The sequence below is a fragment of the Mucilaginibacter gossypii genome (genome assembly GCF_900100945.1).
Classification (GTDB): domain Bacteria; phylum Bacteroidota; class Bacteroidia; order Sphingobacteriales; family Sphingobacteriaceae; genus Mucilaginibacter; species Mucilaginibacter gossypii.
The window spans coordinates 608,215-630,215 of sequence record NZ_FNCG01000003.1 but is presented as its reverse complement, the minus strand read 5'-3'; the positions used below and the strand labels follow the sequence as shown (position 1 = coordinate 630,215).

Here is a 22,001-nt window from a genome sequence, read left to right as displayed (position 1 = left end):
TTTATGCTTGCCCTAGTTAGAGGGGGTTAGAGCGAGCTGTTCTTTTTCGTCGATCCCCTTATAATCAACTCAGGCTTAATACTGATAATCTTGGGTTTAACCGAAACCTCGACGTTGGCAATCTCCTGGAAAAACAGGTTGCCAATGGTTTTGCCCATATAAACGCTAAACTGATCTATAGTGGTTATCGATGGACTGGTAATCTCTGTAAAAGCTTCATTAGAGTAACCGCAAATACCTAACTCTGAAGGTACCTTGATATTCATAACATTGGCTACCTCCAAAACACCTAAGGCCGAAAAATCAGACGTAGAGGCAAATATTGCATCCGGCGGGTGGGGGAGGTTAAGCAGCTTACGGGTAGCTTCGGCACCAAGCTCCTTTGTCCATGCATTTTCAACCACCAGTTCGTCAATCACTTTCACCTTATGCGTTTCTAATGCCCTTAGGTACCCGTTTTTTCGCTGGCGAAAAATGTTGAGATTTTGGGGGCCTTCAAGTAAAGCGATACGTTTATAGCCGTTTTCTATCAGGTGCGATACCGCTTCAAATGAAGCCTGTTCGTTGTCGTTGATCACTTTAAGCGTTTCCAGTTCTTCAGCAACACGGTCAAACTGGATCAGCTGAATGCCATGGTCGAGCACATTTTGCAGGTGCTGGTAATCATAGCTATCGGCCGATACCGAGATCACTATACAATCCACATGCTGATTAATGAGCGTATTTACACATTGAATTTCCTTATCATGCACCTCGCCCGACTGACATATGATGAGGTTATATCCTTTTTGATAGGTTGTTTCCTCAATGCCGGCTATCACGTTACTGAAAAAGTTCTGGTTTATCCGCGGCACCACTACGCCAATAGTTTTTGAATGTCCTTTGCGCAGGTTGGAGGCAAGGGTGTTGCGTTTATAATTGAGCTCATCGGCGGTTTTGATAATCAGCTCCCTGGTTTTTTCGTTCACCTGGCTACTGTTATTCAGCGCTCTTGATACGGAAGACGCGGTTATGCCGAGCTTTGCGGCAATGTCATAAATGGTGGTGCGTTTAACTTTCTTCATTATAGCGTGCAAATTGGAAAAAATATTTTACGCAATCGATTGCAATTTTTATTTATTTCTTTATTTTCGTTGCGTTAAGTTACCAATTAATAAATACAACCAAAAAATCATACAAAAATCTGAATAGGCTATGCTGTTATTAGGGATCGATATAGGTACTTCGTCGGTAAAAGTAAGTGTTGTTGACGCCGCAACGCAAAATACAATCGCTTCGGCACAATACCCTGACCAGGAGTCGCCAATTAAAGCCTTGCATCCCGGCTGGGCCGAACAATCTCCCTCAATGTGGTGGGAGCAGGCGCACAAAGCATTGGAGCGCTGTCATGCTAAGGGAGGTTACAACTCAAAAGATATAGCTGCCATTGGTATCGCTTACCAAATGCACGGCCTTGTACTTGTTGATAAAAATCAAAACGTACTTCGTGATAGTATTATATGGTGCGATAGCCGCGCCGTTGAAATTGGCGATAAAGCTTTTGCTACAATTGGCGAAGAACATTGCTTATCTCATCTACTCAATTCGCCGGGCAACTTTACGGCCTCAAAACTGGCCTGGGTAAAAGAGAACGAACCGGAGATCTACAGTAAAATAGATAAGATCATGCTGCCTGGTGATTATATCGCCATGAAGCTTACCGGCGAGATCACCACATCTGTATCGGCATTATCTGAAGGGGTGTTTTTTGATTTCAAAACCAATGGCATCTCCAAAGAGATCATCAATTATTTTGGTTTTGACGAAAGCCTGTTTCCGGTTATTAATCCTGTATTTTCATCGCACGGAAGTTTGCAGGCATCAGTCGCCGAAAAACTGAATTTAAAAGCAGGCATTCCTGTTACCTATAAATCAGGAGATCAGCCCAACAATGCCTTATCGTTAAATGTACTAAATCCCGGCGAAGTAGCTGCTACTGCTGGCACATCGGGCGTTATATATGGAGTAAACGATCAATTGGTTTATGATCAACAATCGCGCATTAACACCTTCGCACACGTTAATTATGCCACCGAACAGAAAAGACTTGGTGTGTTGCTTTGTATTAACGGAACCGGAAGCTTATATCGCTGGGTAAAAAACACGTTCGGTACGGGCTATAGCTATAACCAAATGAATGCCGAAGCTGAAAAAGCCCCTTTGGGCAGCGAAGGCCTACAGGTACTGCCTTTTGGCAATGGTGCCGAGCGTATGTTAAATAATAAGCAGGTAGGCGCGCATTTTCAAAATATCGACCTTAACCTGCATACACCGGCACATATTTTCAGGGCTGTGCAGGAGGGGATAGCCTCGTCGTTTCGTTATGGCTTTGACATTATGCGCGGCAATGGTATGAACCCTACTGTGATCCGTGCGGGCAAAAGCAACCTTTTCCTGAGCGATCTGTTTACCCAAACTTTTGTAAATGCCACAGGCGTTCCTGTCGAGCTCTATAATAACGACGGAAGTGTAGGCGCTGCCTTAGGCGCAGGTATAGGCGCAGGCATCTTCAAATCACCGGCCGAGGCATTCAGCAATATCAAAGCCATTAAACTGGTTGAACCAACAACCGACCAGTTTGAGCCCGTTTACCAGGAGTGGAAAGCCCTTTTAGAAGCGAAACTGAGGTGAAAGGGAAAAGGTTAAAGGCGAAAGGTGTTGCCCGTGTATCCAAATAAATAATTAAACAATTGCCCAATAAAAAAATCACTAATTCAATAACTCACTAATTCAATAATTAAAATGATAGTAACAGGCGAAAAAGAATTTTTCAAAGAAATAGGCCAGATAAAATTTGAAGGTCTTGAATCAGACAACCCGCTGGCGTTTCGCTGGTATGACGCGGACAGGGTGGTGGCAGGCAAAACAATGAAAGACCATTTACGTTTTGCAGGTGCTTACTGGCATTCGTTCTGCGGTAACGGTGCCGATCCGTTTGGCGGTGCTACGCACGTTTTCCCATGGGATGAAAAAGCTGACGCTGTTGAGCGCGCTAAAGACAAAATGGATGCAGCGTTTGAGTTCTTGACCAAAATGAACCTGCCTTACTACTGTTTCCACGACGTTGACGTGGTTGACTATGGCAATGATGTTGCCGAAAATGATCGTCGTTTGCAGGCTTTGGTTGATTATGCCAAACAAAAACAGGCTGCCAGCGGGGTAAAACTGCTTTGGGGTACTGCGAACCTGTTCAGCCACAAACGTTATATGAACGGAGCATCAACCAACCCCGATTTTCATGTATTGGCGCATGCCGGTGCGCAGGTTAAGGCTGCTATGGATGCAACTATTGCATTAGGTGGCGAAAACTATGTTTTCTGGGGTGGTCGCGAAGGTTACATGAGTCTGCTCAACACCAATATGAAACGCGAGCAGGAGCATTTAGCTCGGTTTTTACACGCGTCTAAAGATTACGCGCGCAAACAAGGCTTTAAAGGCACTTTCTTCATCGAGCCTAAACCATGTGAGCCAACCAAGCACCAGTATGATTATGATGCAGCAACCGTACTGGGCTTCTTGCAGAAATACGACCTGATCAATGATTTTAAACTGAACCTTGAAGTTAACCACGCTACTTTAGCAGGCCACACTTTCCAACATGAGCTTCAGGTAGCTGCCGATTCGGGTTTATTAGGTTCGATAGATGCTAACCGCGGTGATTCACAGAATGGCTGGGATACAGACCAGTTCCCGAATGATATCAATGAAGTGACAGAATGTATGCTGATTATTCTTGAAGCAGGCGGCTTCCAGGGTGGTGGTATTAACTTTGATGCCAAGATCCGCCGTAACTCTACTGATCCTGCTGATTTGTTTTATGCACACATTGGTGGTATGGACCTTTTTGCAAGGGCATTGGTAACAGCTGATAATATCCTGCAAAAATCAGAATACAAAAAATTACGTACCGACAGGTATGCGTCATTTGATGCCGGCACCGGGAAAGATTTTGAAGAGGGTAAGGTTTCTTTGGAAGATTTGCGTAACTATGCGATAGCTAACGGCGAACCTAAAGTGACAAGCGGTAAACAAGAATACATCGAAAATTTGATAAATCGATATATATAGTTTATAATTGTCAATCATACATATTAAACCCAAAGACAAACCAAAACAATGAACCTCAAAACCCTTTCAAATGGCGATTATGCTGTTTTCTTTATCTACTTTATAATTGTTGCCAGTTACGGCTGGTGGGTGTATAAGCGTAAACACAACGCCGATGCCACCTCAAAAGACTATTTTTTGGCCGAAGGGTCGTTAACCTGGTGGGCTATCGGAGCATCGCTCATCGCCTCAAATATCTCTGCCGAACAATTTATAGGTACAAGTGGGTCTGCGTTTAAAATGGGCTTAGCCATATCTACTTACGAGTGGATGGCCGCTATCACCCTCATCATTGTGGCGGTTTTCTTTATCCCGGTATATCTTAAAAATAAGATCTTTACCATGCCGCAGTTCCTGCATCAGCGGTATAACGGAACAGTAGCCATGATCATGGCCATATTTTGGCTGTTGCTGTACATTGTGGTTAACTTAATGTCAATCCTTTACCTCGGTGCATTAGCTGTCAGCGGTATTTCAGGTCTTGATATTCACTTGTGTATCTGGCTGTTGGCCATATTCTCGGCAGTTATTACACTGGGCGGTATGAAGGTTATCGGCTATACCGACGTAATCCAGGTAGCGGTATTGATATTGGGTGGTTTAATGGCATCTTACCTTGCACTTACTTTGTTAAGCGAAAAAGAAGGTACAACAGGCTTGCTCAATGGTTTCAAGATCCTGCATAGCGAAGCTACGGATCACTTCCATATGATCTTTAAAAAGGATAATCCAAATTACATGGATCTGCCTGGTTTATCTGTTCTGATAGGCGGCATGTGGATCACTAACCTTAACTATTGGGGCTGTAACCAGTATATTACCCAAAGAGCTTTGGGCGCAAACCTTAAAACCGCCCGTGGCGGTATCCTGTTTGCAGCTTTCCTTAAGTTGCTGATGCCTGTTATTGTGGTGCTGCCTGGTATTGCGGCATACCTTTTATATCAAAAAGGTATGTTCCACCAGGAAATGGCGAGTTCATCCGGAGTTTTGGATCCTAACAAAGCGTATCCATCATTATTAAACTTATTGCCAAGCGGCTTAAAAGGCCTTTCATTCGCTGCGTTAACGGCTGCTATTGTAGCGTCGTTAGCGGGTAAAGCAAACAGTATCGCTACCATCTTTACGTTGGATATTTACAAAAAAGCAATCAATCCTGAAGCTACCGATAAGAAACTGGTTAACCTGGGTAAAATCTCGGTACTTGTTGCCTTATTGTTAGGTATCCTGTTATCTGAGCTTATTGGTAAAGCATTAATGGGCGAAGGTAAGCAGGGCTTCCAGTATATCCAGGAATATACGGGCTTCGTGTCTCCGGGTATCTTTGCCATGTTTATCCTTGGTTTCTTCTGGAAAAAAGCTACTTCAAATGCGGCTTTATTTGCAACTATTGGCGGTTTCATTTTCTCATGTTTCTTTAAACTTTGTCCAAAGTTTATTGACCTGAGCTTCCTGTCGCCGTATGGCTTCTCAAAATTAGCCTTGCAGGATGATAAAGTAACGAAGTTATATGAAATCCCTTTCCTTGACCGTATGGGTTTTGTATTTATCCTGTGCGTTATCGGTATGTACATTATTTCAAAAATTGACCAGGCCAGGGGCGTTACAACAAACGGCCTCGAAATTGATGGCTCAATGTTTAAAACTTCGAGAGGATTTTTAGCAGGCGCCTTAATTGTAACAGGTATTGTGGTTGCATTGTACTCGATTTTCTGGTAGCAGAAATTTCACCAATAGATAAAAAAGGCGATGGGGTGATAACCTCATCGCCTTTTTGCTTCATAGTAGTTGTTTTTACGTCTCAACGAAAACGTTTGCGTGGATTGTTTAGGCTTATTACTTCCAACTTGCCCGTATGATGTGTAATTTGCCGCTTACAAGTATAAACTACTATACCGCTAACTCCGGTATATATCTGTCAATAACCAATGAAGAATTTTTTAGATCAGGATTTTTTACTTCAAACAAAAACGGCGCAGCGCTTATATCATGAGTTCGCCAGCCATCAGCCCATTATTGATTATCATTGCCACCTGCCGCCAGATCAGATTGCTGATGATATCAATTTTAAAAACATAACCCAGATCTGGCTTTATGGCGATCATTACAAATGGCGCGCTATGCGGGCAAATGGTGTTAATGAAGCCTATATCACAGGTAATAAAACCGACGAAGAAAAGTTTATGCAATGGGCTGCTACGGTTCCTTACACTTTGAGAAACCCGCTATACCATTGGACACACCTTGAATTGCAGCGTTATTTTGGCATAAATGAATTGCTTTCGCCAGCGTCGGCACAAAAAATATATGCCCAGTGCAACGAAAAACTGCAATCGCCGGAGTTCAGCATCCGTAATATTTTAAAAAGTAAAAATGTAGAGGTTGTGGGTACTACTGATGATCCGTTGGATAACCTTAGCCATCATCAGAAACTGAAACAGGATGGATACAGCGTGAAAGTATTGCCGGCCTACCGCCCCGATAAAGCTATGAACGCCGATGACATTGCCGGGCTCAACAAATACATTGACCAACTGGAATCAGTGGCAAATGTATCCATATCTAACATTGATGAATATCTTTCGGCCTTAAAAGCAAGACACGATTACTTCGCCGAAAACGGCTGCAAATTATCAGATCACGGACTGGAGCAAATTTATGCCGAAGATTATACCGACGCAGAGATAGCTACCATCTTTACCAAAATAAGGAACAGCGAAGTGTTGTTGCCTTTGGAAATCCTGAAATTTAAATCGGCCATGTTGTATTACTTTGCCATTTGGGATCATGAAAAAGGCTGGGTACAACAATTCCACCTTGGTGCATTGCGTAATAACAATGCGCGTGCTTTAACCAATCTGGGGCCTGATACCGGCTGGGATTCTATAGGCGATTTTGCACAAGGCAGGGCATTATCCAAATTCCTGAACAGATTGGATACCACTAACCAGTTAGCCAAAACCATTATTTATAACCTTAACCCTGCCGATAACGAGTTGTTTGCTACTATGGTGGGCAACTATAACGACGGTTCGGTAGCCGGCAAAATGCAGTTTGGATCGGCCTGGTGGTTTTTGGATCAAAAAGATGGCATGATCAAGCAATTAAACGCTTTATCAAACATGGGCCTGCTGAGCCGTTTGGTTGGGATGCTTACCGATTCGAGGAGCTTTATGTCATTCCCGAGGCATGAGTATTTCCGCAGGTTGCTTTGTAACTTGTTGGGTGACGACATTGAAAACGGCGAATTACCAAACGATATTGAATGGACAGGAAAGATCGTGAGCGATATTTGCTATTTTAACGCCAAAAACTATTTCAATTTTTAAATGAGCAATATAGAAAATACAAAGGGAAGCATCCTGTCGTTCGGCGAATTATTATTACGCATGTGCCCGGACGGCGAAGGGCAATGGTTAAAAAGCAACAAGCTGCCATTTTTTATGGGTGGTGCCGAGCTTAACGTAGCCAATGCTTTAGCCCTTTGGGAGCAGCCAATAAAATATTTTACCGCTTTGCCTGATAATGCCTTATCCGAACAGATTATCAGTTACCTGGAAAGCAAAAGTATCGACACATCAGCAATACATCATAGTGGTAACAGAATAGGTCTTTATTATCTTACCCGTGGTAAGGATGTAAAGAACAATGCCATTGTATATGACCGTGCAGGCTCGTCCTTTGCCGACCTCAAACCGGGTATGGTTAACTGGGATGTTGTTTTGGAAGGTGTAAGCTGGTTTCATTTCAGTGCGATTTGTCCGGCCTTGAATCAGCTTGCAGCCGATGTTTGCGAAGAAGTTTTACAAGCAGCAAGCAAAAAACATATCACCATATCTGTCGATCTTAATTATCGCCCCAAATTATGGCAGTACGGTAAAAAGCCGGTAGAGATCATGCCGAAACTGGTACAATATGCCGATATCATTATGGGTAATGTTTGGGCCGAAGAAACCATGCTTGGTATTCCCGTTACGCCAGATATGCATGAATCGGGCCAGCAAAGTATTTACCTGAAAGAAGGGCTTTATTCGTCTGAAAGGATCATGGATGCCTACCCGCGCTGCCGGGCTGTTGCCAATACCTTCCGCTTTGATGCAGGCAAAGGCGTTGAATATTATACTTCGCTTTATACAGGTAACCGCTTTTATCACTCCCCAACCTATACTACCGAAACCGTGGTTGACAAAGTTGGCAGCGGCGATTGCTTTATGGCCGGGCTTATTTACGGCTTTTATAACAAGCAAGATCCGCAGCAATTGCTGGACTTTGCAACGGCAGCCGCATTCGAGAAGCTATTTATTGAAGGCGATGCGACCACCAAAAGAGTTGATCAAATTTATAACACAATGAAACAATGAGTAAAAAAGATATAGTACTTGACGCGATATTAAAGCAGGGTACATTACCGCTGTTCTTTTATAAAGACCCGGAAGTAAGCCTGCAAATAACCCGCACGCTTTATAAAGCTGGCATTAGGGTATTTGAATATACCAACCGCGGTGCAGCCGCCCTCGAAAACTTCAAGGTTTTAAAACAAGCCCTTGCAAACGGCGAAATGCCGGGCCTGGAATTAGGTATCGGTACCATCAAAAGTGTTCAGGAAGCTGAAGCTTTTATTGCTGCCGGAGCTGATTTTATCGTATCACCGATTGTTAATCCCGAGGTTGGCAAACTGGCAGCGCAGCACAACTTGTTATGGATTCCTGGCTGTATGACACCAACCGAAATTTACACAGCTCAACAAAACGCGGCTGCGCTGATAAAAATATTCCCGGCCAATATACTGGGGCCTGAGTTTGTATCCTCAATCAGGGATTTGTTTGCCGGTCAGTTGTTCATGCCAACAGGTGGGGTTGATTTGAACCATGACAGCATCAGTACCTGGTTTAAAGCAGGGGTATGCGCCGTGGGCATGGGCAGTAAACTAATCAGCAAAAGCGTACTGGAAAACCAGGAGTACGATAAACTGTATAACGATACCCTGAAGCTGCTTGAAATAGTACAAACCATTAAATAGCCAGTTAACCTAAATTATAATGAGAGAAGAAAAAGTTGGAAACTACCGCTGGGTGATCTGCTCGCTGGTGTTTTTCGCAACAACCGTTAATTACCTTGACCGGGCGGTAATCAGTTTGCTTAAATCAGACCTTACCAAGGAGTTTAAGTGGAATGATGGCGATTATGCCAATATTGAGATTGCTTTTAAAATAGCTTATTCAATAGGTTTGCTGGCTGCCGGACGGATCATCGATAAGATAGGCACCAAACTCGGCTATTTCCTTTCAACACTACTATGGAGTATTTCGGCGGTGTGCCACGCTTTTGTTGGCGGCACCTTTGGTTTCGGCGTAGTGCGTTCTGCATTGGGTCTTAGTGAAGCGGGAAATTTTCCTGCAGCCATTAAAACAGTGGCCGAGTGGTTTCCTAAAAAAGAACGTGCATTTGCTACGGGGATATTTAACTCTGGTGCAAATATAGGTGCTATAGTTGCCCCTTTAACGGTTCCGTTTATAGCAGCTGCCTGGGGATGGCGCTGGGCATTTATCATAACCGGCTCAATCGGTTTTATATGGCTTGTATTATGGCAGGTAATTTATCGCGCACCTTCAAAGCATAGCAAGGTATCAAAAGCCGAGCTTGATTACATCAACAGTGATCATGACAGTCAAACTGAAGCTTTACAGCCAGTTGAGCAAAAGAAAATATCTTGGGGCAAGCTGCTTTCGTTTAAGCAAACGTGGGCATTTGTTATAGGTAAATTCCTTACCGACCCTATATGGTGGTTTTACCTGTTCTGGCTCCCCGATTTTTTGGAAAGCCAGTATCATTTAAAGGGCACAGAAATAGCCATTCCCGTTGCGTTGGTTTATACCATGTCTACCTTTGGGAGTGTTGGCGGCGGTTGGTTGCCTATGAACCTTATTAAAAAGGATTGGCCTGTATTTAAAGCCCGTAAAACATCTATGTTTATCTACGCACTGGCGGTAATACCAATCATATTTGCGCAAATTCTGGGTGGTGTTAATATGTGGCTTGCTGTTATAGTGATAGGGATAGCAGCATCGGCGCACCAAGCATGGAGCGCTAATATATTCACCACAGTTTCGGATATGTTCCCAAAACGCACTATTGGTTCGGTAACGGGCTTAGGTGGCATGTTCGGTTCTATCGGTGGTGTATTCCTGTCGCTTGCCGTGCAAAAAAACCTGTTTGTGTATTACCGGTCAATCGGTAAAATTGAGATAGCCTATTATATTATGTTCTTTGTTTGCGGAAGCGCTTACATTTTAGCCTGGCTCATTATGCATTTCCTGGTGCCTAAAATGAAACCAATTGAATTGGATTAATCATATGAAATATAACGAAGGAAGCCGGGGCAAATGATCCGGCTTCCTTTTTTTATAAAGAGTGGCTTACTGCCTGTTCGGCCAGTTCATCAATCCAGCTCGAAAGGTAAGGCTCTGTACCATCAATCCTGATCCATTCGCCATCCTGGTCTTTGACAATTACTAAATGTAGTGTGCCATCTATCGATTTAAACTCATATGCATTGGCATAACCGGCCCAGGTCACCTGTTGCGCTGTACCTTCAATAATGCTATCGGTCCCCGTAAGCGTGGCATCAAATTGTTGTTTCATAGTGTTTATAGTTTACTAACCTAACATAGTTCTGGCAGTTTCTGTTTGCGCTGGTGTTAAGCCGAAGGCCATGTTATTTGTTTTAGACTGATAAAATTGTGTTTAAATTTAAGCAGCTAAAACTTTTAATACAAGAGTTACGTTTTGTTAATAATTATAAACCATGAACAGAAGGCTCAGTACAAAATATTTCCAGGTATCGCAAAGGGTATGGGGAACTAAACTATTATTTGTTAATGTTTACATGATCGCCAACCGTCCCGGTGCTGCCAAAGGCTGGGTTTTGGTTGATACGGGCTTAAAAGGTTCGGCAAAAAAAATCATTGCCATGGCCGAAGAGCTTTTTGGCCCGGGAACCAGGCCTGCCGCTATTGTGCTCACACATGGACATGCCGACCACTCGGGAGGATTGGCAGAACTTTTGGAGATTTGGAATGTACCTGTTTATGCCCACGCACTTGAATTGCCTTACCTAACAGGCCTGTCATCATATCCGCCGGCTGATCCATCACTGACCGACGGGCTGATGAGCTTACTGTCGGTATTTTTCCCAACATCCCCCATTAACCTCGGTACTAAAGTAAAAACCATCGATATGGAGGAAGGGATTCCAGAACTGCCCGAATGGAAGATCATTCACACACCGGGACATACGCCGGGCCATATTTCGCTGTTTTTGCCAATAAATTCGACCTTAATAGCCGGGGATGCGTTTTCAACTACCAAGGCCGAATCAGCTTTCTATTCATTTAGTTCGCTTAAAAAGTTAACCGGCCCGCCGAGGTATTTCACTACCGACTGGGAAGCTGCTGCCCAATCAGTACGAAGGCTTGCCGCGCTTGAACCACGCACAGTAGCGGCAGGTCATGGCCCCGTAATGCGCGGCCGTGAGCTGCATGATCAATTACATGAACTGGCCGATAACTTTGAGCAGGTAGCAATACCTGTAAAAGGCCGCTATGTGGGGCATCCGGCTGTTGCCGATGAAATGGGCGTGACCTATATCCCGCCTTATATAAGCAGCAGTATTTTAAAAGCAACAGTTGGCGTCGCAGCTGCACTCGCAACATTTTTTATTATAAAAGGATTGCAGGAATAGGAGCAGAATCCCATCGGTTTGTGCTTACCTTTACCGCGTGGAAAATTTAAAGCCAGATCCAAAGATCCTCATTGATATTGTACAAACCAAAATGCCTTACGGTAAATATAAAGGCACTATTATAGCCGATATCCCGGTATCATACCTGGAATGGATGGCGGGCAAGGGTTTTAGTAAAGATAAAATGGGGATGTTGCTTTCAACCACATTTGAGATCAAAACAAATGGGCTGGGTGAGATCCTGTATATGGTAAAGAAACAAGTTCAAGCCGCCCGGCCCCGTAAAGGGGGTGCTTTGTAAGCTTGTTCAATAACTCCTTTTTTCTCCCCTTTAGGGGGCGGGGAGCTTATAGCCTGTTAAACCAACCCTTTTTCCAAAATACAAACACCTGTATTAAGGCTATCAAAAACATAAACACGATAGCATAAATGTAACCATGGTGCCAGTACAATTCGGGCATGTTATCCGGAAGGATATGGCCTTTATCATCCTGGCGCGAAAAATTCATGCCGTAAATGCCCGCAATAAAAGTAAGCGGAATGAAAATCACCGAAATAATGGTAAGCACCTTCATGATCTCGTTCATGCGGTTACTTACCATGGATAGGTACAGATCGATGATGCTTGATGTTACCTCCTTATAATTTTCAATGAGATCCATAGCCTGGATGCAATGGTCGTAAGCGTCGCGTAAAAACAATTTAACTTCCGACGTTATCAGCGGACTTTCAGACCTGATCATGTCATTGATCTTATCCCGCTCGGGCCAGCTGGCACGGCGTACAACAATGAGCGTACGTTTTAGCTGCTGGGCATTAAACATGATGGTTTTATCGGCGCTCAGGTAAAGCTTATCTTCAAGGGCATCCAAATGATCGCCAATTTCGGCAAGCAGCACAAAGTAGGTATCAATTATAGTGTCAGTAAGCGCATAACACATATATCCGGGTCCCGCGGTACGGATAGCACCCTTTCCGGCTTTCAAACGGGCTTTTACGGCGTCAAAGCGCTCGGTGTGATCCTCCTCAAAACTAATGATGATATTATCTTTTATGATAGCCGAAAACTGGCAGTTAATGATCTCGTTATCCTTGTTAAATTGAACGATGCGGCTGGTACAAAAGGCATAATCCTCGTATTCATCAAATTTGGGGCGCTGGTGCGTATTGGCAATATCCTCCAAAACCAGGGCATTTATACTGCAATGCTCACCAATTTGCTCAATCAGCGAGGCATCGCCTAACCCATTAATCTTGATCCAATGGGTATGATTGTCACATTTATTGAGCTGTTTTAATGCTGTTTTGATATCCTTTCCCTCACAGGTTACCAACTCATCTTTATTATATGAGTAAACGGATATAATGGGTTTCAGTGCATCATCGGCTACCCTGATAGTACCCGGTCTGTCACCTACATTTCCTGCGTGTTTGTGTTTTTTAAGGCGCAGGCGTTTAAAGTTGCCATTCATCTACAAATAGTTTATGGTTTGCGGGCCCTGGTTAAACAGCAGGTCAATAATACTCAGGTTTTTCATAAAGCCCCGTCGGTCTTCAAATACCTGGAAATATGGTTTCTGCTGCATTTCGCTTTCTTTTTTAGGATGAATAGAAAACCGAAAATCGTGCAGGTTAGGATATTCGGCCTGGTATTCATCCGTATAATTTAGTTCTGTTTTTATTTTAGTAAGCTTGAGCAGCAGGTTCAAAAGCTCCTGATTATAATCAAACAAATAGGTGATTTGTTTTTCATAAAAAGGCGCTAAATCATCTTCATAAAATTCAAAATAAGCCGAACGGCGATAACAGGCCTGCAAGCTTTGCCAGTGCAGGCGCTGCCACATAAAATCGTAGCTGATTTTTACATCTTTAACTTTAGTATGGTTTTTTGAACCTTTTATTACCGGCACCACCAATGCCAGTACCCCATCGGGCGAGTAGATATTAGCCCGGTTGCGATAAGTTTGTTTGGGGAAATGCTCTTCTCTTTCTATCAGTATATCAGGCTTGTACATATTTAACTGTACAAAATAGTCGACCGGTGGAAGATAAAACATAGGTAACACAGCGCCTTTTTCAATCATATATTTTATGTTTGTGCTCAAAATTGGCTAAAATAATGATAAAAAAGGGCTTTACTAAGTTTGGCATATTAATTTTATACCTGATATCGCTGCTGCCCTTTTGGTTTTTATACATTTTATCTGATATTTCTTTCGTTATTATCTACCACATTGTTCATTATCGCCGCGATGTGGTGCAGCAAAACCTCCGCAATTCGTTTCCCGAAAAAACAGATCAGGAACGTCATGATATTGAACGAAAGTATTATCGCTACCTGGCCGACCTGATAGTGGAAACCATTAAAATGATCACCGTATCAGAAAAACAGATCCAGAAAAGGGTAGTGGCTACCAACTCCGATTTGGTGTTTGAATACTTTGCTAAAGGTAAAAGTATTATTGCAGTTGCCGGCCATTACTGCAACTGGGAAATGGCCGCCCTCAATTTCAACTTTGTTACCGATAAAAGGTTCATGATCATTTACAAAAACTTGTCTAACAAAACGTTTGATGATTTTTTCATCAAGATCCGTTCTAGGTTTGGTGGGCAGCCGGTTGCCATGAAGCAAACATTGCGTAAAATGATTGAATACCGTAAAGAACTTACTGTAAGTGTGCTCGTAGGCGATCAAACTCCCGTGATGCATGAGGTAAACTATTTCACCAATTTTTTAAACCAGCCTACTGCGGTATTTTTGGGTATCGAAAAAATTGCCAAAACAATTGACGCAGCTGTTGTTTTTTACGACATGAAAAGGGTAAAACGCGGATATTATGAATATACGCTAATCCCGCTTACCGAAACACCAAAAGAAACTGCCGAACACGAAATAACAGATATGCATGTTAAATATCTTGAGGGGATGATCAGGAGGGAACCGCAATATTGGCTATGGTCGCACCGGAGATGGAAATTTAAGCCGGAGGATTTACATAGATGACCCATACACCTAAAGTTGCTGTAGTTATTTTAAACTGGAACGGCGCAAAGTACCTTAAACAATTTCTTCCTTCGGTATTATCCTCAACGTATCCTAACCTGGATATCGTTATGGGGGATAACGCTTCTTCGGATGATTCAGTAGCGTTTATGCGCGCAAACTATCCATCGGTAAGGATTATCCAAAATGATAAAAACTACGGCTTTACAGGGGGGTATAACCGGGTGCTGGCCCAGGTTGATGCCGATTATTATATCCTGCTTAACTCCGACGTTGAGGTTGTTCCAGGCTGGATTGAACCTGTTATCGAATTAATGGAAAGAGATAGTTTAATCGCTGCTGCTGCTCCCAAGATCCGGTCATACGCACAAAAAGAATATTTTGAACATGCCGGCGCTGCCGGTGGCTTTATTGATAAGCACGGCTATCCCTTTTGCCGCGGTAGAATCTTTTACGAGCTGGAAAAGGATAACGGTCAATATGAGCAATCAGGTGAGGTATTCTGGGCATCGGGAGCTTCTTTGTTTATCAAAAAAAGCATTTGGGATGAAGCCGGCGGCTTTGATGAAAGCTTTTTTGCCCATATGGAAGAGATTGACCTTTGCTGGCGCTTAAAAAACATGGGCTATAAAGTAATGTATTGCGCGCAATCAACCATATATCACGTTGGCGGCGGTACATTAAATGCCGAAAATCCGTTTAAGACTTATCTCAATTTCAGGAATAACCTGCTGCTTATAAAAAAGAACCTTCCATTTTGGCGGACGTTTTGGGTGATCAGCATCCGCTTTATAATGGATCTACTGGCCTTGTTCAGGTTTTTGATGGAAGGTAAACGCAAAGATGCCTGGGCAGTAAGCAGGGCACATCAAAGCTTTGTGTTAAGCCTCTTTAAGAAGGGTAAAGGCGAAAGGCAAAAGGCGAAAGGCAACGCGGTACAAAACACAAAAGGCATATACAGAGGCAGTATAGTTTGGGATTTCTTTGTGAAAAAGAAAACTCATTTTACTGATCTTGATCCTTCGGAGCTTTAGTATCGTTTGTATCCTGTTCTGTTTCTTCAGCTTCCCTTATTCCCGGCGCTTCTACTTTAATAGGTGGCAAACCCTTAGGCCATATCACCCGTACATCCTGCTGGCGGAACGGTATTTCGATACCTTCTTTAGCAAAAGCATCATAGATATCGGCAAGCACGCGGCTTTTCAATGAAAGCCATGTGGAGATATCTGCAGCCCAAAAGAATAGCCTGAAATCAACCGAGCTTTCGTTGAGGTTGTGCAGGAACACAGACGGCGCGGGTTGAGCCATGATATCATCATGGCTCATCAATAAGTTTAATAATATATTCTTAACTTTTTCGATATCAGATCCATATGCTACTCCTACTATTAGCTCTACGCGGCGATTGTTATTACTTAGCGTCCAATTAATTACATGGTGCGAAATCAGGTCACCGTTAGGAACGATTACCTCGGCGCCATCGGAAGTGGCTATTTTACTGGCCCGGATACCGATATCCATTATAGTGCCCGACCGGTTATCAACCTCAATGATATCACCAACCTGGATAGGTTTCTCGAAAGCCAGTATCAAACCCGATACCAGGTTGTTTACGATATTCTGTAAGCCAAAACCAATACCAATACCAAAGGCACTGATGATGATGGTAATCTTATCAATAGGCACACCCGAAGCAGCAACGGCCAGGAAAAAGCCTAAAGCAATTACGCCGATGCGGATAAGCAGGGTAGAGGTGCGGTTCTTTTTCTTGGCTACGTCGATATCGTTGGCGTGTTTGGCAGCAATATCATAAAGGTAACTGATGATCTTTGACGCGATGGATGACAGCCAGATCACGGCCACAAATATGATTACGCTTTGAAACGTGAACTGGGTATTGGTACCCCCGATGCTGCGGTTTTTGGTCAGAAAATCACCCAGGTAATCAAATACGGTATCTTCAACGTTCAGGTTTTGGGTAAGCATTACCAGCCACAACAAGGTAGCCAATATGCTCAGCACACTCCTGAACTTATTTTGCATCAATTTATAATCGATAAAAGAAGTAAGGTTATTGCTCTTTTTACCGGCTTCCAGTTGCAGGAACAAGGCTTCCATAATGATGTGCACCATATAATACAAAGCCAGGGCAAGCCAAAGGTTATACACCACACTTACACCAATGATCTTAGCCAAACTTACCCTGCCGAAAACATTGCATAAAAAAGATGCCCCTTGCAGAAATATGAAAACCTTCAATATAAAGCCGGTATAAGGCAGGTAATCAGCCGTGGCCTTGCGCACTTCTGATAAAAACCTGAAACTTATTACCGATGCAGCGAGGCCTAAAATCAAAATAACTACCCTGTCGATATTGGTAACCTGGATATAAAGATTGCTCAGGCTGTAAATAATAGTGATACAAAATAACTGCAGCATGTAACGGAACATGGTTGCAGGGCATGCCTTTTTTATGAGGTAAAGCAGGGCAATCATCAGCACCAATAAAAACATCTCCAATACAATTACCGGTGGGTGATCATAAACGTTTGGCAGCAACGTAAAAGTTAAAACAATTGAGGATACAAACGGATAATTCACAACGTAATTGGCCTGGCTAAACACACTTTCGGGCGTATCGTTATCACGCATGATCCTGCGGCGACTGGCGCGGACCCAGGCGAAAAATACTAATAACACCACTAAACCCCCGAGATGGATCAGAATATCCCTGCCAATGAAAAAGTTAAAAAGCTTAGCGTTCATATCGGCAGTAGCCTTTGTGGCTGTACCGAAATCATTGCCTTCATCAGCATTCATGTTCCATATGTTGCTATACTCCTGGGACATCGCCCTAATGCTGAAATCCCTGATCTTGGTATCAATCTGGTCTTTGAGGTCAAGTATCGAAATATAAACAGCTGAGGTGCGGTTTTGCAGCAGGCCTACTTTCACCATTACCTTTTTATTGGTAGTATCCAGGCGGTGATATTTGCTGTCGATTGCTATTTTTTGGATGAGATAGGTAGTAGCCAGTGAGCTATCAGCAGGCAGGATTTTTAAAACGCTATCGCGCGATATGGCGTCCAAATCGTTTTGATTTTGAACAAGTTTACTATTGATATCTGCAAGCTGTTCCTGCCAAAGGTCAAGTTGGTCATCACTGCGGGTAAGCACATCCCTGATGGTATAAAGGTACCTTAACGTGCTCGATTTATCATTATCAATAAGCGATTTGATGAGCGTAATCCGCCTTTCAAATGATGGTAGCTTAGTGCTGATCTCTGCCGTATCTAACTTTTTTGACAGGTTGCTTTTGATCTGGTTAAAGGCAGATGTATAATATTCAACCTTTTGCAGCAGGTTGTTTACCGATGTATCCGAGCGTTTGAGCGCGCGCATCATCGAATCGCGCGAAAGGATAGAGGCGCGGAGCGAGTCTCTTACCGATTTTGATCTTTTCTTTTTGGCTTGGGCAAATGCATCAACACTGAATAACAGCGTAACAAAAAGCAAACTTAGCGCGGCAACCCTGAATATTTTAAGCATCTGGAACAATAAGCTGAAAGCAATGTTTTAACGCTTTTACACCAAAAGCGTTTTATCAAAACGAAAAAATATTTTAATATTATTTAAACGACAGATTTTCAATGGCCAGGCGATAGCTATCCATCCCGAAACCTGCAATTACGCCACGACAACTGGCCGCTATCATTGATTTATGCCTGAACTCCTCGCGCTTGTGTACGTTGGAGATATGCACCTCTATAACCGGTGTGTTTATTGCAGCAATAGCATCGGCAATGGCAATAGAAGTGTGGGTATACGCCCCGGCATTCATCACAATACCATCGTAACTAAACCCAATTTCATGCAGTTTATTTATAATTTCGCCCTCAATGTTGCTTTGATAATAATCAATGGTGATGTTTGCATAGCGTTGGCGCAAAGTTTCAAGGTAGGTTTCAAAACTGGCATCGCCATAAATTGATTTTTCGCGAACGCCTAACAGGTTCAAATTGGGACCGTTTATAATTTGTATCTTCATTAGTTCAAACTTAGCTATAAATCATCAAAACTAAAATCAATTGGATTGGCGTTCGGCGATAAAAGGTTTCCAGGCATATTTAAAATTAGAGAAGTCGCTATCCGACAACTCCATCGAAGCTTACAGCAGAGATATAGAAAAGTTATATCAATATTCAGATTCACAGACAGCTAAATTAAAGCCAGAATTAATTACTTTAACTGATTTACGCGGGTTCATTAACTGGATAAATGAACTGGGGGTGATCCCGTCATCTCAAGCCAGGATCCTCTCGGGGATCAAAGCGTTTTTTAAATACCTGCTGATGGAGGATATCATTAAATCAGATCCGTCAGAACTGCTCGAATCGCCCAAGATCAGGCGTAAACTGCCGGATACATTGAGCTATGAAGAGATCAACAAAATTATAGCTGCCTTAGACCTTTCCAAACCTGAAGGCATGCGTAACAAAGCCATCCTGGAAACCCTGTACGGATCAGGCCTGCGTGTATCCGAGCTTACCGAACTGAAACTGTCTAACCTGTACCTTGACATTGAATTTATAAAGGTAACCGGTAAAGGCAACAAAGAGCGATTAGTGCCTATAGGCAGCGAAGCTATAAAAGCGCTGAAGATCTGGATAGAAAATGTAAGGGTACATAACCCAATAAAAAGAGGTGAGGAGGATTATGTTTTCCTGAACAGGCGCGGCACAAGGTTAAGCCGGCAGATTATTTTTTTAACCATCAAAGGGTTGGCTGAAATCATCGGATTGAAGAAAAAGATAAGTCCACATACCTTTCGGCATTCCTTTGCCACACACCTGGTTGAAGGTGGCGCCGATTTACGGGCAGTACAGGAGATGCTGGGACATGAAAGCATCACCACAACAGAGATCTATACCCATTTAGACAGGGAGTATTTAAAAAGCACCATCAGCCAATTCCATCCGCGCAGTTAAGGTCAGATCAGGTACTGATCAATTACATCCTGAGGGATCTTTGCACCGCGTCCGGTAGCCATGTCAATCATCACATAATCAAACCAACCATCGCAGCAGATCTTTTTAGTGGCTTTATTGGTGATGATAAACTTTACACGGCAGCCTTTGTCGTCAATACTTTCAATACCGGTTTTCACAATAAAGTAATCGCCCATGGTTAAAGCACGTTTATAATCCACATGGGCGGTACGTACCACCCAGCCGAAGCCGCGTTCCATAAATTTTTCCATCGCCATTCCATAGCAACGCTCCATCTGTTCGTAACGCGCAGCCAGTACATAATCAAAATATTTGCTGTTATGTACGTGCTGAAACATGTCGATATCATCGGGGCGTACGCGAAACTCAGATTCAAAAGTGGAAAGTTGGAGTGGTGTATCCATGCAGCAAATATAGTAAACCTATTTAAGCGAAAGGAAAGCCTCCAGTTTCTCATTAAAAGTGTTCCCGTGATCGCAATTGGTAAAAAATACATAGCCGGACTGCCGGGCCTTATCCATCATGAAAGCTGATTGAAAATTGCCATTATTGCCTGAGTGTAAGTAAATTGCACCTGATGGAATTTGCGCTATTGCTATGCCCAATCCCCAGGCTGAATAGCCTGCTTTGCGGAAATCTTCGGGAAGGGGCACGGTTAATTGCTGCCGGAACATTTCATGGATACTATTGGTACTTAGTCCTTGGTCATTCATCAGGGCTATGAGGAATGCGGCATAATCTAAAGCGTTGGTGTGCAGGGAAGCTGCAGGATTGAAAGTGTTTGAATCAATGCTGATGGATGGAATTATAGGCCAGTTTAATCCGTTAGCAGGATCTATGTGCCCATCGTGATGTCCTCTGACCTTATGTTTCAAAATATAGGGATTGGCAGTGTATGAACTATGGGGCATGTGTAGTGGGATAGCAACTTCACGTTCAAACAGTGGCTCCATATTTTGCAATGAACAGTTAAGCAAATGCGCTACCACTTTGCCCAGGTAAAGAAACCCCTCGCCCGAATAATTGAATGCTGTACCTGGCTTAAAATTCAAATAAAGGTCACCTTGTTTCACGTGTAAAGAGGAATCGGCAGTGAAGAAACGCCAGTTTGGAAAACCGGATTGGTGAGAAAGCACCATCCGGGCGGTGATTAGCTTATATCTCTCATCCTGTGCAATATCAGGATAGGGAAGATATTTATACAAAGGGGTATCCATATTTAATATGCCCCGGTCAACCAATTTCATAACCCAATAGGTAAATACAGGCTTGGAGAGCGAAGCCGCTTCAAAAATCGACTGTTCGTCTATTGGGGTTTTTGTTTTAATATCTGTTACTCCTAAAGCACGGTGATAAACGATTTTGCCTTTACTGATAAATGCTATTGATAATCCGGGAAGCTGCAATGAGTCGATCTGTTTTTGCAGAAATGTGTCTATCATGGCATTGCTGATAAGTTTTCCTGCCGGAGTTACTATTTGGGCTTCTGAAATACCGCAGAACCCAAATGAAATTAAGCAGATGAGAATAAATAACTCAGTGTATTTATGGTATAAGTATTGTATGTGATTTTTCACTGTTAGGTAAAGTATGATGTGTGTTTTTATTGAGACGCAAGCATTAACTAGATGGTTACAGATTTTATCATACTTTCGCGGCCACCCAACTACTAGGGGAGTACTTTCGTAGAAGAAGGATAATTTATGAGCAAACACATTGTATTAATAGAAGACGAACCTGATATCCTTGAATCTACCACGCTGCTGCTCGAAAATGAGGGTTTTCGGGTGTCTGGATTTAAGGCTTTCACCACTTTGGAAGAAATGGTGGCCTTACAGCCTGATTGTTTTTTACTTGATGAAAACCTGCCGATTATTAGCGGCCATATAATTTGTATTTTATTTAAATCGAAGCCCGTAACCCGGGAAATTCCTGTTGTGTTGATTTCTGCCAACCCTGCAATTAAACAAAAAGCAGCAATTGGAGAAGCAGATGCCTATATTGGCAAGCCTTTCGAAATTCAGGAACTGGTGGATGTTTTGACAAGGGTTATGGCTTAATAACTTGTTGCAAAACTCCAAATGATTTAATTTACTCATGTAGT

At 42.9% G+C, this 22,001-nt stretch carries 21 protein-coding genes; 13 read left to right on the top strand and 8 right to left on the bottom strand.

Going from position 1 to position 22,001, the window contains the following annotated elements:
* Nucleotides 1-26 precede the first annotated feature (26 nt).
* The gene (locus tag BLS28_RS08865) at nucleotides 27-1,064 is read right to left on the bottom strand and encodes a LacI family DNA-binding transcriptional regulator (protein WP_091164875.1); all 1,038 of its coding nucleotides are present in this window, start codon (nucleotides 1,062-1,064) and stop codon (nucleotides 27-29) included.
* Nucleotides 1,065-1,194: 130 nt separating this feature from the next.
* Here BLS28_RS08865 and BLS28_RS08860 point away from each other — a divergent pair, with 130 nt between their 5' ends.
* The 7 genes from BLS28_RS08860 to BLS28_RS08830 all read left to right on the top strand — a co-directional run bounded on the left by BLS28_RS08860 (nucleotide 1,195) and on the right by BLS28_RS08830 (nucleotide 10,493).
* Entirely contained in the window at nucleotides 1,195-2,670 is a 1,476-nt protein-coding gene (locus tag BLS28_RS08860; protein ID WP_091164861.1) for a xylulokinase, read from the top strand.
* A gap of 111 nt (nucleotides 2,671-2,781) precedes the next feature.
* The gene (xylA, locus tag BLS28_RS08855; RefSeq protein ID WP_091164857.1) at nucleotides 2,782-4,107 is read left to right on the top strand and encodes a xylose isomerase; all 1,326 of its coding nucleotides are present in this window, start codon (nucleotides 2,782-2,784) and stop codon (nucleotides 4,105-4,107) included.
* A 48-nt stretch (nucleotides 4,108-4,155) separates the two neighbouring features.
* The gene (locus BLS28_RS08850; protein WP_091164853.1) at nucleotides 4,156-5,862 is read left to right on the top strand and encodes a sodium/sugar symporter; all 1,707 of its coding nucleotides are present in this window, start codon (nucleotides 4,156-4,158) and stop codon (nucleotides 5,860-5,862) included.
* A gap of 209 nt (nucleotides 5,863-6,071) precedes the next feature.
* Nucleotides 6,072-7,472: a glucuronate isomerase gene (uxaC, locus tag BLS28_RS08845; RefSeq protein WP_091164850.1), complete on the top strand. Its 1,401-nt coding sequence runs from the start codon at nucleotides 6,072-6,074 to the stop codon at nucleotides 7,470-7,472.
* The gene (locus BLS28_RS08840) at nucleotides 7,473-8,504 is read left to right on the top strand and encodes a sugar kinase (protein WP_091164849.1); all 1,032 of its coding nucleotides are present in this window, start codon (nucleotides 7,473-7,475) and stop codon (nucleotides 8,502-8,504) included. It abuts the gene before it with no gap.
* Entirely contained in the window at nucleotides 8,501-9,163 is a 663-nt protein-coding gene (locus tag BLS28_RS08835; RefSeq protein WP_091164848.1) for a bifunctional 4-hydroxy-2-oxoglutarate aldolase/2-dehydro-3-deoxy-phosphogluconate aldolase, read from the top strand. The genes BLS28_RS08840 and BLS28_RS08835 overlap by 4 nt, the downstream gene beginning before the upstream one ends.
* 19 nt (nucleotides 9,164-9,182) lie before the next feature.
* Complete coding sequence (locus BLS28_RS08830; RefSeq protein WP_091164847.1) at nucleotides 9,183-10,493, top strand: MFS transporter; 1,311 nt, start codon at nucleotides 9,183-9,185, stop codon at nucleotides 10,491-10,493.
* Nucleotides 10,494-10,545: 52 nt separating this feature from the next.
* Here the strand turns inward: BLS28_RS08830 and BLS28_RS08825 are convergent, their stop codons facing one another.
* Nucleotides 10,546-10,785 carry a hypothetical protein gene (locus tag BLS28_RS08825; RefSeq protein WP_091164845.1) on the bottom strand — a complete coding sequence of 80 codons (240 nt, stop codon included), beginning with the start codon at nucleotides 10,783-10,785 and terminating at the stop codon, nucleotides 10,546-10,548.
* 163 nt (nucleotides 10,786-10,948) lie between these two features.
* Between BLS28_RS08825 and BLS28_RS08820 the strand changes: the two genes are divergently transcribed.
* Nucleotides 10,949-11,884 carry an MBL fold metallo-hydrolase gene (locus BLS28_RS08820; RefSeq protein WP_091164841.1) on the top strand — a complete coding sequence of 312 codons (936 nt, stop codon included), beginning with the start codon at nucleotides 10,949-10,951 and terminating at the stop codon, nucleotides 11,882-11,884.
* 37 nt (nucleotides 11,885-11,921) lie between these two features.
* Complete coding sequence (locus BLS28_RS08815) at nucleotides 11,922-12,185, top strand: DUF3820 family protein (protein WP_091164837.1); 264 nt, start codon at nucleotides 11,922-11,924, stop codon at nucleotides 12,183-12,185.
* Nucleotides 12,186-12,231: 46 nt separating this feature from the next.
* On the opposite strand, the gene corA is transcribed toward BLS28_RS08815, so the two are convergent.
* Together corA and BLS28_RS08805 are read right to left on the bottom strand one after the other, a co-directional pair.
* Entirely contained in the window at nucleotides 12,232-13,356 is a 1,125-nt protein-coding gene (corA, locus tag BLS28_RS08810) for a magnesium/cobalt transporter CorA (RefSeq protein ID WP_091164835.1), read from the bottom strand.
* On the bottom strand, nucleotides 13,357-13,968 hold the full coding sequence (locus BLS28_RS08805; RefSeq protein ID WP_091164834.1) for a WbqC family protein: 612 nt from the start codon (nucleotides 13,966-13,968) through the stop codon (nucleotides 13,357-13,359).
* 35 nt (nucleotides 13,969-14,003) lie between these two features.
* Between BLS28_RS08805 and BLS28_RS08800 the strand changes: the two genes are divergently transcribed.
* Complete coding sequence (locus BLS28_RS08800; RefSeq protein ID WP_091164833.1) at nucleotides 14,004-14,888, top strand: lysophospholipid acyltransferase family protein; 885 nt, start codon at nucleotides 14,004-14,006, stop codon at nucleotides 14,886-14,888.
* A complete protein-coding gene (locus BLS28_RS08795) occupies nucleotides 14,885-15,922 on the top strand; it encodes a glycosyltransferase family 2 protein (protein ID WP_091164831.1) in 1,038 nt (345 codons plus the stop codon). Before BLS28_RS08800 ends, BLS28_RS08795 begins: the two co-directional genes overlap by 4 nt.
* Here the strand turns inward: BLS28_RS08795 and BLS28_RS08790 are convergent.
* The gene (locus BLS28_RS08790) at nucleotides 15,894-18,437 is read right to left on the bottom strand and encodes a mechanosensitive ion channel family protein (protein ID WP_091164827.1); all 2,544 of its coding nucleotides are present in this window, start codon (nucleotides 18,435-18,437) and stop codon (nucleotides 15,894-15,896) included. The two genes, BLS28_RS08795 and BLS28_RS08790, sit on opposite strands and share 29 nt — an antisense overlap.
* A gap of 79 nt (nucleotides 18,438-18,516) precedes the next feature.
* Nucleotides 18,517-18,936: a type II 3-dehydroquinate dehydratase gene (gene aroQ, locus BLS28_RS08785; protein ID WP_091164826.1), complete on the bottom strand. Its 420-nt coding sequence runs from the start codon at nucleotides 18,934-18,936 to the stop codon at nucleotides 18,517-18,519.
* Nucleotides 18,937-18,976: 40 nt separating this feature from the next.
* On the opposite strand from aroQ, the gene xerD reads away from it, so the two are divergent.
* Nucleotides 18,977-19,876, top strand: coding sequence for a site-specific tyrosine recombinase XerD (gene xerD / locus BLS28_RS08780; RefSeq protein WP_091164825.1), 900 nt, complete (start codon nucleotides 18,977-18,979; stop codon nucleotides 19,874-19,876).
* Between the two features lie 2 nt (nucleotides 19,877-19,878).
* Here the strand turns inward: xerD and BLS28_RS08775 are convergent, their stop codons facing one another.
* Together BLS28_RS08775 and BLS28_RS08770 are read right to left on the bottom strand one after the other, a co-directional pair.
* The gene (locus BLS28_RS08775; protein WP_091164824.1) at nucleotides 19,879-20,301 is read right to left on the bottom strand and encodes an acyl-CoA thioesterase; all 423 of its coding nucleotides are present in this window, start codon (nucleotides 20,299-20,301) and stop codon (nucleotides 19,879-19,881) included.
* Between the two features lie 18 nt (nucleotides 20,302-20,319).
* On the bottom strand, nucleotides 20,320-21,339 hold the full coding sequence (locus tag BLS28_RS08770; protein WP_143020717.1) for a serine hydrolase domain-containing protein: 1,020 nt from the start codon (nucleotides 21,337-21,339) through the stop codon (nucleotides 20,320-20,322).
* Between the two features lie 261 nt (nucleotides 21,340-21,600).
* On the opposite strand from BLS28_RS08770, the gene BLS28_RS08765 reads away from it, so the two are divergent.
* Nucleotides 21,601-21,957, top strand: a complete 357-nt coding sequence (locus BLS28_RS08765; RefSeq protein WP_091164818.1) for a response regulator — start codon at nucleotides 21,601-21,603, stop codon at nucleotides 21,955-21,957.
* Nucleotides 21,958-22,001: the final 44 nt, after the last annotated feature.